At 70.6% G+C, this 12,311-nt stretch carries 9 protein-coding genes; 6 read left to right on the top strand and 3 right to left on the bottom strand.

What is annotated here, in order from left to right:
• Positions 1–132 precede the first annotated feature (132 nt).
• The gene (locus tag OHA11_RS08125; RefSeq protein WP_266493499.1) at positions 133–360 is read left to right on the top strand and encodes a hypothetical protein; all 228 of its coding nucleotides are present in this window, start codon (positions 133–135) and stop codon (positions 358–360) included.
• 561 nt (positions 361–921) lie between these two features.
• On the opposite strand, the gene gcl is transcribed toward OHA11_RS08125, so the two are convergent.
• Positions 922–2,706, bottom strand: a complete 1,785-nt coding sequence (gene gcl / locus OHA11_RS08130) for a glyoxylate carboligase (protein WP_266493502.1) — start codon at positions 2,704–2,706, stop codon at positions 922–924.
• Positions 2,707–3,065: 359 nt separating this feature from the next.
• Here gcl and OHA11_RS08135 point away from each other — a divergent pair, with 359 nt between their 5' ends.
• The 3 genes from OHA11_RS08135 to OHA11_RS08145 all read left to right on the top strand — a co-directional run bounded on the left by OHA11_RS08135 (position 3,066) and on the right by OHA11_RS08145 (position 5,344).
• Positions 3,066–3,956 carry a hypothetical protein gene (locus OHA11_RS08135; RefSeq protein ID WP_266493504.1) on the top strand — a complete coding sequence of 297 codons (891 nt, stop codon included), beginning with the start codon at positions 3,066–3,068 and terminating at the stop codon, positions 3,954–3,956.
• A gap of 42 nt (positions 3,957–3,998) precedes the next feature.
• On the top strand, positions 3,999–4,592 hold the full coding sequence (locus OHA11_RS08140; protein WP_266493506.1) for a GNAT family N-acetyltransferase: 594 nt from the start codon (positions 3,999–4,001) through the stop codon (positions 4,590–4,592).
• Positions 4,593–4,678: 86 nt separating this feature from the next.
• Positions 4,679–5,344, top strand: a complete 666-nt coding sequence (locus tag OHA11_RS08145; RefSeq protein WP_266493508.1) for an ester cyclase — start codon at positions 4,679–4,681, stop codon at positions 5,342–5,344.
• Between the two features lie 93 nt (positions 5,345–5,437).
• Here OHA11_RS08145 and OHA11_RS08150 read toward each other — a convergent pair whose 3' ends face one another.
• The gene (locus OHA11_RS08150) at positions 5,438–5,935 is read right to left on the bottom strand and encodes a MarR family winged helix-turn-helix transcriptional regulator (protein ID WP_266493509.1); all 498 of its coding nucleotides are present in this window, start codon (positions 5,933–5,935) and stop codon (positions 5,438–5,440) included.
• A gap of 523 nt (positions 5,936–6,458) precedes the next feature.
• Between OHA11_RS08150 and OHA11_RS08155 the strand changes: the two genes are divergently transcribed.
• Together OHA11_RS08155 and OHA11_RS08160 are read left to right on the top strand one after the other, a co-directional pair.
• Positions 6,459–9,323 carry a LuxR family transcriptional regulator gene (locus tag OHA11_RS08155; protein ID WP_266493511.1) on the top strand — a complete coding sequence of 955 codons (2,865 nt, stop codon included), beginning with the start codon at positions 6,459–6,461 and terminating at the stop codon, positions 9,321–9,323.
• A gap of 724 nt (positions 9,324–10,047) precedes the next feature.
• Positions 10,048–10,839 carry a trypsin-like serine protease gene (locus OHA11_RS08160; protein ID WP_266493513.1) on the top strand — a complete coding sequence of 264 codons (792 nt, stop codon included), beginning with the start codon at positions 10,048–10,050 and terminating at the stop codon, positions 10,837–10,839.
• Positions 10,840–11,029: 190 nt separating this feature from the next.
• Here OHA11_RS08160 and OHA11_RS08165 read toward each other — a convergent pair whose 3' ends face one another.
• On the bottom strand, positions 11,030–12,163 hold the full coding sequence (locus OHA11_RS08165; protein ID WP_266493516.1) for a winged helix DNA-binding domain-containing protein: 1,134 nt from the start codon (positions 12,161–12,163) through the stop codon (positions 11,030–11,032).
• Positions 12,164–12,311: the final 148 nt, after the last annotated feature.

Consider the following 12,311-nt stretch of genomic DNA (forward strand, 5'->3'; position numbering starts at 1 on the left):
TGAGTGAGACGGCGAAGAGCGCCGGGTAGGGACGACGGACGGTCAGTCCCGTATCCGGTGCTCTTCGTCGTCTCCGCGTATCCCCGCCGCCTTCGGGGTGCGGATTCCGCGGCCGCGCAGCAGCCTGGACCCATGGACTCCCCCAGCATCGTCGTGCACCCTCCGGCGCTGGACGGCTCGCGCCGGGTCACCTCGGGCAGCGAAACCCTCGGCATCGCGTACCACCTCGATGACGTCGTCGAGATCCTGCGCCTCGCGGACCTCGACGAGATCGAGGTGGAGGAGCACGACATCATCGACTGGCAGGGCGGCGGTCCCGACGACTGGCCCGGCTTGTCGGAGCACCACTCGGCCGAATGAGGCGGCGCGAATCCGAGCGCGGCCGGGCGGGGGCGGGCGGGGCGGCGCGAATCCGATACGTACGTACGCGTGCGTACGCCGGCTACGGAACCCTCAAATCAACCTCTGAACATGGCCCCGGGGGCTTCAACTCCCCGTGCTTCAGGGCACATTCTCAGCACATGGGGCCCGCCGGCACGGGGGCGGCGGGCCTCATACGAAGGACAGCGGGCTTGGCCGGAATCGGAGGTGAGACGCATGAGCAGAATAATGACGACGCTTCGGCAAGAGCAGTTCGCTGTGCTGTCGCTGCTCCGGGGCGTCGCCCATTCCGGCGGGTCCGGCCGGTCCGGCACGGCACGGCAGACGTCGGGGGCGTCCGAAGCACGGGGGAAGCACGGGGGCGGGAGCGGCCGGTTCGGTTCGGGAGGCGGCGGGGGCTGCTCGAACTGAAGACGCCGCGAGGCCCCCGCCCTGGATGGTCAGGACGGGGGCCTCGGCCCTGGCCGGTCAGCCGGTCAGCCGGTCAGTTGATCACTCGGCCAGTTGGCGACTTGGTCAGTTGGTGACTTGGTCAGTTGGTCAGACCTTCAGGGGCTTGATGGACGTGGGCGCATGGCCCGGCTCTGTCGCGGTCTCCTCGAACTCCACGACGTTGCTGATGTCATTCGTCGTGGACATCGAGATGTTGGTGACGCGCTCCAGGATCGCCTCGACGACGACCGGCACCCGGAACTCGACGGCGAGCTTCTTCGCCTGCTCGAAGGCGGCGCCCAGTTCGCTCGGGTCGGTGACCCGGATCGCCTTGCAGCCGAGGCCCTCGACGACCTTGACGTGGTCGACGCCGTAGACCCCCAACTCGGGCGAGTTGAGGTTCTCGAACTCCAGGTTGACCTGGAAGTCGATGTCGAACGCCCGCTGCGCCTGCCGGATCAGCCCCAGATAGGAGTTGTTCACCAGCACATGGACGTACGGGATCCGGTGCTGGGCCCCGACCGCCAGTTCCTCGATCATGAACTGGAAGTCGTAGTCGCCGGAGAGCGCGACCACCTGCGCCTCCGGGTCGGCCTTGGCGACACCCAGCGCGGCCGGGACGGTCCAGCCGAGGGGGCCCGCCTGGCCGCAGTTGATCCAGTGCCGCGGCCGGTAGACGTGCAGCATCTGGGCGCCGGCGATCTGTGAGAGGCCGATGGTGGTGACGTACCGGGTCTCGGGGCCGAAGGCCCTGTTCATCTCCTCGTAGACGCGCTGCGGCTTGATGGGGATGTCGTCGAAGTGCGTACGTCGCTGGAGGGTCGCCTTCTTCTCCTGGGCGGCCCGGGCCCACGCGGAGCGGTCGGGCAGCCTGCCCGCGGCCTTCAACGCCCCTGCCACCTCGACGAACAGCTCAAGCGCGGCCTTGGCGTCGGCGGCGATCCCGTAGTCCGGAGCGAAGATCTTGCCGATCTGAGTGGGCTCGATGTCCACGTGCACGAACGTCCGGCCCGCCGTGTAGACGTCCAGCCTGCCGGTGTGGCGGTTGGCCCAGCGGTTGCCGATACCGAGGACGAAGTCGGACTCCAGGAAGGTCGCGTTGCCGTAGCGGTGCGAGGTCTGCAGGCCGACCATGCCGGCGTTCAGCTCGTGGTCGTCGGGGACGATGCCCCAGCCCATGAGGGTGGGGACGACCGGAGTACCGGTCAACTCGGCGAATTCCACGAGGAGTTCGGACGCGTCGGCGTTGATGATGCCGCCACCGGCGACGATCAGCGGGCGCTCGGACTCGTTCAGGAGCGCGATCGCCTTCTCGACCTGGGCGCGGGTCGCGGACGGCTTGTAGACCGGCAGCGGCTCGTACGTCTCCGGGTCGAACTCGATCTCCGTCAACTGGACGTCGACGGGAAGGTCGATGAGGACCGGGCCCGGACGGGCGGACCGCATCAGATGGAAAGCCTGCTGGAAGACGCCGGGGACCTGGGCGGCCTCCAGCACGGTGACCGCCATCTTGGCGACCGGCCTGGCGATGGACGCGATGTCGACGGCCTGGAAGTCCTCCTTGTGGATCACGGCGGTCGGAGCCTGGCCCGTGACGCACAGGATCGGGATGGAGTCGCCGGTCGCGGAGTACAGGCCGGTGATCATGTCGGTGCCGGCGGGTCCGGACGTACCGATACACACACCGATGTTGCCGGGGGCGGTACGGGTGTAGCCCTCCGCCATGTGGGAGGCGCCCTCGACATGGCGGGCGAGGGTGTGACTGATTCCTCCGGAGGCCTTGAGCGCCGCGTAGAAGGGGTTGATCGCCGCGCCCGGCACACCGAACGCGCTGGTGACGCCCTCACGCTTGAGGATCTCAACTGCCGCGCGGGCAGCGGTCATACGAGCCATTGCGTACTCCTGCTTCGGCCGTCGGATTCGGGCTCCCGTCGCGCCCCGCGGCGAGCTTCAAATTCCGCATGATGGAAACTAACTTCTACTATCTGGAAGCAATGTAAGTGGGGGGTCAGGAGGCGTCAAGGGCCGGAGGGCGGTCGACGGGCGGTCGACGGGCGGTGGGCGGTCGACGGGCGGTGGGCAGGCGGCCGGCGCCCGGTCGGCAGACACGGGAATCACGGAACGTCGGATCGTTTCGCTGCCGGAGGAAGGGGTTCCGGAGGACGATGGAGGAACTGTCCCGCTGTGGCGTTGTCGCAACGTCGCGTCATGGCGCTATGGCGTTGTGGTGTCGCGGTGTTCTGGAGAGGGTCATGGCCGAGAGCGTGCCGGTGAGGTGTCCGGCCTGTCGGCGCAAGCATGTCTATGCGGCGCCGTCGTACCCATGCGTGTGCGGTGCGCCGGTCGCACCCGACCTCGACCGGAGTGCGCTCCCGGAGCCCGTCACGCACCACACATGGGACGAGGGCTGGGTGACAATCCGCTGCGAGGCCTGCGGCCGGGCGGACCACTGGCCCCGGCCGGAGCTGGGGTGCCCCTGCGGGGTGGTGTTACGGGTGCCGGTGACGGAACCCGGAGCGGACACCGCAGACGACGAACCGCATTCCTCCGGCGCGGGCACCGGCACCTACACCGGCGAGGAACCACAAGGTTCGCGCGAGGGCTCGCATCAAGGCGAGCACGAGGGCTCACGTGGGGGCTCGCACGCCGGCTCCCATGAGGGTGAGGGCTCAAGCGAACACTCCGACCGCCCGTCCCGGAAGCCCCGGGCCGACCGTCTCCCGGCCGCCGCCATCCCCCTCCCCCGTACCGCCCCGTCTCCCCGCCCCGCGTTCCAGCCGGTGATCATCCGCACGGCCCGGGACGCCGTGACCGCCGCCGCGCTGTATCTGCGCTGGCTCGGGTACCGGGACATCCGGCGCGCCGACCAGCGGCCGCCCTCCGGGATAGGCCTGGCGGCCCGCGGGATCGTGGCCCAGGTCGACCCGACCGTGCGACCGACTTCGCTGCGGGACGTGGAGTGCCTGTGGCTGACGGCGATGACGGAGTCGGCGGGCTGCGTCTACTTCTCGCTGGCCGGCTACGAGGATGACGCCCGCGTCTGCGCCGACTCCCTCGGCATCCCCCTGTTCGTACTGGACCTCACCGGCACCCCGCAACCGGTGAACAGCCTCGCCGACGACCTGATAGCCACGGGCGCCTGATTACCCCAACTCCGTGCACGACACGACCACATACTTGCCGTCATGCGCATCCGACCAGCCACTCCCGCCGACCTCCCTCTTCTGCAGGACATCGAACGGGCCGCGGGCGAACCCTTCCGCGCCCTGGGCATGACGGAGATCGCCGACGACGAGCCGCCCTCGCTCGATCTCCTGGACCGCTTCCGGAGGGCGGGGCACGCCTGGATCGCGGAAGCCGAAGCCGAAGCCGAAGCCGAAGGCGAAGCCGACAAGGCCGAGGCCAACGAAGCCGACGGCGACGAAGCCGAGCGTGACGACGACACCGCCCGCCCCGTCGCCTACCTGATCGGCGAACCCGTGGACGGCGCCTTCCACATCGAGCAGGTCTCCGTCCACCCGGACGCCGCGCACCGGGGCGTGGGCCGAACCCTGATCGCTTACGCCGCCGAGCGCGCACGCGGCCAGGGCCTGACCGGTCTCACCCTGACCACCTTCGCGGAGGTCCCCTGGAACGCGCCCTACTACGAGCGCATCGGCTTCCGCGTCCTGGCCGAGTCCGAACTCACCCCGGGCCTGCGGAAGATCCGCGCCACCGAGGCCGAACACGGCCTCGACCGCTGGCCCCGGGTCTGCATGCGCACGGAAAGTTGGACTTGAACAATCAAGAGATAACTTGCGTCAGCCCACCCATATTCCCATGAAACTCAGTGATGTTCCTCGCCTTGCGGGCGCGCATGACATGAATGTTAAAGTCATCGCACGAGCTGGCACTGAAGCCCCAGCCCGACCGCACCGCCCCCTCCCGGGGACGCGTCATCGAGGAGATCGTCATGAAGTTCTGGCAGCGCATCGCCCTGGGGACAGCCCTTACCGCCACCGTCGGCGGCCTGACCGCCGCGGGGGCCACGGCGAACGGCAATCCGTCCGGCAGTCGGGCCGAGGGGCTGGCCGCGGCGGCAGCGTCCCATTGGAACGAGCCCGCGAAGGTCGCGGCGAACAAGCGAGTGGTGAAGGCGTTCATGCAGGACGTCCTCAACGAGCACAACGGGAGTCACGCCACCCGGTACCTGACCAAGGACATGCAGTGGCACGGCGGGACGGTCGGTACCGTGGCCGGCCGGGACAACGTCGCCGGGCTGATGACGACCGTGGTGACCTCGATCCCCGACCTGCACGCCGAGGTGAAGGACATCTTCGGCCGGGGCGACGAAGTCGTCGTCCGTGTGGTGGTCACCGGTACACAGAAGGGCCCTCTGCTGGGCATACCCGCCAGCGGGCGCAAGGTCCGGTGGGACGCGATCGACCTCTACAAGCTGCGCGACGGCAAGATCAGCGAGGAGTGGGCCTCCGAGGACTTCACCGCGTTCCTCAACGACACCGGCACCTACAAGGCGCCTTGGATTCAGTGACCGAAAGCGCCTTGAGTTCAGTGATCCGAGCCGCTCTTGATTCAGTGACATGAACCCGACACCGGTTGGCGCGCCCGCGCCGACCGGTGTCGCTCAGCGTGCAGGCGAGTCGATGCGCTGGAGGATGCGCTCGGCGTCCTGGCCGAGGCGGCGCAGCCGTTCGGCCGAGAGGTTGTCCACCACCAAGTGACGTACGTGGGCGACATGCGCGGGTGCGGCCGACTCCAGCTTGCGCACCCCGTCGGCCAGCAGGATGGCGTTGGTGAAGCGCCCGTCCGTGGGATCGGGCTCGCGCCGGACGTAACCCCGGCTCTCCAGCCGCTTGACCAGGTGCGACAGGCGGGAGAGCGAGGAGCTGAGGCGCTCGGCCAGTTCGCTCATCCGCATCGTCGACTCGGGCGCGTCAGCCAGGATCGCCATGGACATGTACTCGGCCATGCTCAGGTCCGCATCGCGCTGCAGTTGCGCGTCAAGGGCCCAGGGCAGCCGGGTGAACAGCCCGACCACCGACAACCAGGAACTCAATTCACCCGGGCCGAGCCACAGGTCCGCGTGCTCATCGGCCGCCCCCGACCGGTCCGTATCGCTCATCGTGGCAGCGTATCAGCCGGATCCGCGCGCCCCAACGACTAGTCACTTCAATAGTCAAGGAGCCGGTCGGGAAGCATCCCCCGAACTTGGCCGTCAGCCCCGCAAGTTGGGAGCGCAGGATTCCTACGGGACGGGCACGTGACTTGACTGCTCAAGCTAGCCGGGCGGCAGCGCGTCGTGACGTCGGAGGTCACCGAGGGCGCGACGTGGCAGCGGTTCCGAGAGGCGCACGGGTCGCTGCGCACACCGGCCCCGCTCGTCATGAACCCGGCGCCGCGGGCGGACACCCTGGCGGCCTGCGTCACGCCAGCCGCCCCGAGGTCCACCCTCGCTGTCATCACCGGTGTCGCCACCGCCGCGGCCCCAAAGGTCCGTACCTCTCCACGCGCCCTATGCACGCACGGGCAGCCTGAAATCCCGTATGCCGAATCCCTGTTATTTCCCTCACGGCGCAACCTTCCTAAATTCAGGGGGCTCTTTAGCTTAATATTGATCCGAACACGACATGAGGGGAGCGGTGCGCGTGCGGCGGGATTTCGAGGAGCCTGTCAGACCCCGTTCCGAGCAGGTCGTCGGGCGGGACGAGGTGCTCGGACGAGCACGTGAGCAGCTCACCCGAGGCGGCAGCCTTCTCGTGCACGGTCCGCCCGGAATAGGAAAGTCGACCGTCCTGCGGGCAATGGCTGCGGAATACGCCGAATCCGCCCGGACTGTGTTGCGTTGTTCCGCGACCGAGTCCGAATCCCATCTCCCGTTCCTCGCCCTCGTCGATCTGCTGGGCCTGGTCGCCGACGAGGTCGCCGACGCGCTGCCCGCCCCGCAGCAGGCCGCGCTCGAAGCGGCGCTCACCGGCCGCGCCGAATCGTCCCTGCACCAGGACGGTCTCGCGCTGCGTCTCGCGGTGCTGTCGGTCCTGCGCGCGCTGGCGGCCAAAGGCCCCGTCCTCCTGGTCACCGACGACCTGCAGTGGCTGGACGCTCCCAGCGCCGAGCTGCTCGGTTTCGCGGCCCGCCGCCTCGGCGGGATGCCGGTGCGGATGCTCGGCGCGGTGCGCACCGGCACCGAACCGAAGGAGCAGGAACACGACCCATATCTACGCGCGTATCCGCCGGAGGCACTGGCCCTGCGGCTGACCCCGCTGTCCCGCCCGCAGGTGTCCGAGCTGTTGATCGCCCGCGGTTACACCGGCCTGCGCCGCTCGACGCTCCGGGACATCCACCACACCAGCGGCGGCAACCCGCTGTTCGCGCTGGAGCTCGCCCGCGCCCTGGCCGAGAGCCCGACGCCGCCCCGCCCCGGCGAGCCGCTGCCAGTGCCGACCTCGCTGCGGGCCCTCGTCCTCAGCCGCCTGGACCTGCTGTCCGCCGAGGCCCGGCAGACTTTGCTGGTCGCGAGCGCGGGAGCCCGCCCCACACAGACGCTGCTGGGCGCCGCGGGCCGTACGGACGCGGAGTCGGAGATCGCGCTCGCGGCCTCGCTCGGCCTGGTGACGGCCCACGCTCCGGACGCCCAGGGCCCGGACGGGCAGGAGGGCGCGGTCCGTTTCGCTCACCCGCTCGTCTCGGCCGCGCTGTACGCGCAGGCGACGCCACAGGAGCGGCGGGCCGCCCACGCCGCGCTGTCCACGGTGGCCTCCGATCCGATCGAACGGGCCCGCCATCTCGCACTGGCCACCACCGGCACCGACGAGCAGGTCGCCGTGCGGCTCTCCGAGGCGGCGGCGCTGGCCCGGGACCGTGGCGCGCCCTCGGTCGCGGCCCAGCTCGGGCTGCTCGCCGCCCGGCACACCCCGCCGGACAGCCTGCCCGGCGCGGACGAACGGCGGCTGAGGTCCGCCGAGGACGCGCTGACCTCGGGCGAGATCGACCTCGCCCGCGAGGTGGCCCGCGACGTCCTGGACCGGGCGACCGACCCGGCGGTCCGGGTACGGGCCTGGATGGTGGTGATCGACTCGGCGGGGCAGGCGATGGCCGACGTGGAGGCCGTGTTCCCGCAGGCCCTCGCCGACGCGGGCGAGGACCCGCGGCTGCTCTGCCTGGTCCACTACCAACTGGCGTGGCGGGGGCTGCTCGTGGAGGGCGAGATGGCCAAGGGCCGTGAGGAGGCCGCACAGGCGGCCCGGCTCGCCGCCACCGCCGGCGACCGGAGCACCGAGCTGATGGCCCTGTCCTTCCAGGCCCAGATGGAGACCCTGATGGGTCACCCCGCGGCCCCGGAGACCCTGGAGAAGGCCCTCGCGGAACCGCAGGTCCTACGGGTGGCCTGCGATCACAACGGCGCGGGTGCCACCCGGTTCCGCTGGCAGATCATGAGCGACCAGCTCACCGACGCCCGTACGACGATCACCCGGCTCCTCGGCGAGGTACGGCGGCGCGGCATGGTCGAGAGCGAGGTGCACTTCCTGCGCGGACTCGCCGAGACCGAACTGCGTTCCGGGCACTGCGCCCGCGCCCTCGACCTCGCCCACGAGAGCCTGCGGCTCGCCCGGGACACCGGCATCGGCGAGGCCGCGGGCAACATGTTCACCTCGCTCGCCGAGGCCGCGGGCGGGGATGTACACCGGGCCCTCGTACTGGCCGACGACGCGGTGCGCCGCGCCGAGGACGACGGCGACCTGATCTACCTCTCGCGCGCCCTGGGTGCGCTGGGCCATGCCCAGCTCGTGGCAGGCGACGCCGCCGGGACGGTCCAGTCACTGCGCAGGGCACGGGAGTTGGAGCAGGGGCTCGGCATCTTCGACCCCGCGCGGGGCCGTTGGCACGGCGACCTCGCCGAGGCGCTCGTCCTGGTCGGCGAACCGGCCGAGGCACAGGACGTCATCACCGCGACACGCGAACACGCGGTACGGCTCCGGCGGGCGAGCGTCCTCGCCGTACTGGACCGGGCCGAGGCCCTGGTGAAGGCGACGGCCGGTCAATACGAGGCGGCGGCACAGCAGTTGACCTCGGCGCAGGACCGTCTGGCGCAGCTCGGGTACGGGCTGGAGGAGGCGCGGGCGGCCCTCGCGCTCGCCCGGCTGCGGGCGGAACAGTCGGGGCGGGGCTCGTACGACGAGGCGGCGCGGCTGTTCCGACGCTGCAAGGCGGTGCCGTGGCTGCGGCAGCTGGAAACGGCCGCCGCCGTGATCACTCCCGCTCCCGCCCCGGCCACGCCTGCCGCGGCGGGGGCGCCGGAGTCCGTCCTGCCGCACCTCGACCGGCTGGCCTCCACGGAACGCCAGGTCGCGGCGCTCGTCCTGGAGGGCGCCACGAATCGCGAGATCGCCGGACGCCTGTTCATCAGCGTGAAGACGGTCGAGGCGACGCTCACACGGGTGTACCGAAAACTGGGAATCCGGTCACGGGTCGACATCGTGCGGTTGGCTGCGGGGCAGCGCCGAGGGGAGTGAACTCCCGGTTCCCGCAAGGGGGTTGGGCGGGCTCCGGGTGAGGTGGGCGGTCGGGACCGGGGGTCGGCCAGGGCCGGGAGGATCAGCCCGGGAGCGGGATCGGGATCGGGCGCAGGCGCGGCTCGGGCTCGGGTGCAGGCGCGGCTCGGGCTCGGGTGCAGGCGCGGCTCGGGCTCGGGCTCGGGCTCGGTGGTCGAGTGCGCCGGGCGTTGAGGGCTGATGTCCGGGTGGGCTCGGCGGCGAGCCTTGCGGCCGGGCGGGCTGGGCCATGAGGGCCTCGTGGCCGGGTTCACCGGGCGGTGAGGGCTGGCGGCCGGGGTCGTCGGCATTGGTCGGGGCCCGGTGAACGGTGGCCCGAGCCGGTGACGGGTGTCCGTCGGGAGGCAGGCGACCACCGCGAACTCTTCGCCGGAGCCCCCGGCCAACTGCCCCCGACCCGGGGCCCCAACCCACAATCCGCAACCCCAACCCACGGGCCCCAACCCGCAACTCCAACCCACGGGCCCGAACCCGCAACCCACACCTCCCCCTCCCAACCTGCAGGGCACCGACCCCGCCCCGGAGGACAGACAGGCCACGATCGAGGGTTTTCCCTCGTCAACTCCCGCAGGGAGTTCCCTCATTGGGAAGAACGCGGGTCCGCTTCTAGCGTGGGACCCGCCCCGCAGGCCGTCCCTCCGCCCCCCACAGTGCATTCCCCCCACCGGCACTCCTGAGGAGATCCATGTTCGGGCTCAACCTTGCCAAGAAGGCCGCCGCCGTCACCGTGGCCGTCGCCGCCGCCGCGACGACCTGTCTGCTCGGCGCGACCACCGCGAGCGCCGCTCCCCAGCCCATCGTCGGAGGCACGACGACCACGGCGGCCGCGTACCCGTACGTCATGCAGATCACCGACGCCTCGCAGAGCCAGTTCTGCGGCGGCACCCTGGTGTCGGCGACCAAGGTCGTCACCGCCGCCCACTGCATGGTCGGCGAGACCACGAGCAGCGTCAGAGTCGTCGGCGGCCGCACCTACCGCAACGGCACCAACGGCACGGTCAGCCAGGTCAGCAAGATATGGATCAACCCGAGCTACGTGGACGCCGAGCAGGGTGACGACGTCGCCGTCCTGACCCTGTCGACGTCGATGCCGTACACGCCCATCAGCTACGTCTCCTCCTCCGAGACCAGCGTGTACGCGGCCGGCGCCACCGCCCGCATCCTCGGCTGGGGCACCACCAGCTCGGGCGGCTCCTCCTCCAACCAGCTGCGTACGGCCACGGTCCCGACCGTGTCGAACGCCACCTGCTCCTCGGCGTACGGCTCGTCGTACATCTCCTCCGACATGGTCTGCGCCGGTTACACCTCCGGCGGCGTGGACACCTGCCAGGGCGACAGCGGCGGCCCGCTCATCATCGGCGGCAAGCTCGCCGGCATCACCTCGTGGGGCTACGGCTGCGCGGACGCCGAGTACCCCGGCGTCTACACCCGCCTGACCACCTTCTCCAGCCTGGTGACGACGCAGGTCAACTCCTAGCACTCCCGGAACGTCCTTCCGTCCCTTCCGTTCCTTCCGTCCCAAGTACTCCTGAGTGCGACGTACGACTCAGGTAGCGCCAGGGGGCGTTGCGGGCCTCCACGAGCGGCCCGCAACGCCCCCTTTCCATGTGCCGCGGCCCTTCCATGTGCCGCGGCCTTTCCATGCGCGCCTCGACTCCGCTCCGCGGTCAGCCCCGTACGGCGGTCCCGGACCGGACGGTCCCGAACCGGATGTCGTAAGAGGGCGCCTCGCTCAGCACCGACAGCATGCGCGTCGCTTCCTCGACCACGTCGTCCCGCTGCCGCTTGCCGAGCGTGCCGAAGGGCTCGATGGTGATCACGGCCTCGTCGCGGGACTCGTCCAGCCGCCACACACCTTCCACGAAGCCGTCGACGAGAAGCGTGCGGTGGGCCTGATTCCCTTGCCAGGTACGGCCCTTGTACGCGGCGGACACCACGCGCGAGCGGTCGGCGTGCGAGAGGAGCAGGTTGTCGAACTCGGGCAGCAGGCGCGGCGGGGCCGGTGTGTCCGCGTCCGGGCGGGGCGCGTCGGGCAGGTCGAAGAGCTCGACGCCGTGCTCGTCGCGGAAGGTGACCAGTTGGGGCCGGAGCCGTTCGAAGACCTCGCGCAGGCGGGTCAGTCCGGCCCAGGTCTGCATGTCCCTGACGGAGGCGGGGCCGAAGGCGGCGAGATAGCGCAGGACGGTGGCGTCGGGGGCGGGCGCCGGTTCGCTGGGCCGGCCGAGCCAGTGCTCGGCGGTGGTGAGCGCGACCTGCCCGCTGCGGCCCCACAGACCGCGCGGGGTGACCTGGACGAGGGGCAGCCGGCAGCGGGCCGCGATGGAGAGGGCCAGCGGGTCGGCGTCCGGCCACTCGACGAGCAGTGCTTCACGCAACTGCTTCAGCGTGCGCGGCTCGGTCTCGACGAGCTCCCGGCTGATCGCGGTGAGCCGGTCGAGGTCGACGCCGACGAGTCCGTGGCGGAAGCCGTACAGCTCCCGCTCGCGCGCGGCCTGCACGAGCGGCCGCAGCGTGAGGCAGTCGTCGGCGGTGTGGGTGTGGATGGTGGAGCGCATGGTCACGATGCGTACGACCTCGCGCGTGTCCATGGCGGCCGAGAGTTCCGCGGGCGTGAATCCGTCCAGGCGGGCGGCGAGCGCGTAGTACGGGGGTTTCACGTTCTGCGCCTGGAGGCCGACGAGGTGTTCGACGGCGTCCGTCGCGGACAGGGTGGCCCGGCGCAGGAGCAGTTGCCGGTCGAGGGTCGCGCGGTTCAGCTCACGGACGCTCAGCACGGGGGCGGTCGAGGTCGTCTTCGTCATGCCCCGCACGCTAGCGAGACTTGCGGACAAGTTCTGTCCGCAACCCTTGCCGATCCCCTACCCCGCGCACCCGCTCACGCCATTTGACCCGTATATCCTGCTCGGTGATCGCCAAGACGGACGTTCGACACGTTCGACAGATGTGACC

The sequence above is a fragment of the Streptomyces sp. NBC_00878 genome, from assembly GCF_026341515.1.
GTDB lineage: Bacteria > Actinomycetota > Actinomycetes > Streptomycetales > Streptomycetaceae > Streptomyces.

Coding starts and splice junctions, on each gene's coding strand:
- OHA11_RS08145 (WP_266493508.1), top strand. CDS start 4,679: ATGTTAAAGTCATCGCACGAGCTGGCACTGAAGCCCCAGCCCGACCGC.
- OHA11_RS08150 (WP_266493509.1), bottom strand. CDS start 5,935: ATGAGCGATACGGACCGGTCGGGGGCGGCCGATGAGCACGCGGACCTG.
- OHA11_RS08140 (WP_266493506.1), top strand. CDS start 3,999: ATGCGCATCCGACCAGCCACTCCCGCCGACCTCCCTCTTCTGCAGGAC.
- gcl (WP_266493502.1), bottom strand. CDS start 2,706: ATGGCTCGTATGACCGCTGCCCGCGCGGCAGTTGAGATCCTCAAGCGT.
- OHA11_RS08135 (WP_266493504.1), top strand. CDS start 3,066: ATGGCCGAGAGCGTGCCGGTGAGGTGTCCGGCCTGTCGGCGCAAGCAT.
- OHA11_RS08125 (WP_266493499.1), top strand. CDS start 133: ATGGACTCCCCCAGCATCGTCGTGCACCCTCCGGCGCTGGACGGCTCG.
- OHA11_RS08165 (WP_266493516.1), bottom strand. CDS start 12,163: ATGACGAAGACGACCTCGACCGCCCCCGTGCTGAGCGTCCGTGAGCTG.
- OHA11_RS08160 (WP_266493513.1), top strand. CDS start 10,048: ATGTTCGGGCTCAACCTTGCCAAGAAGGCCGCCGCCGTCACCGTGGCC.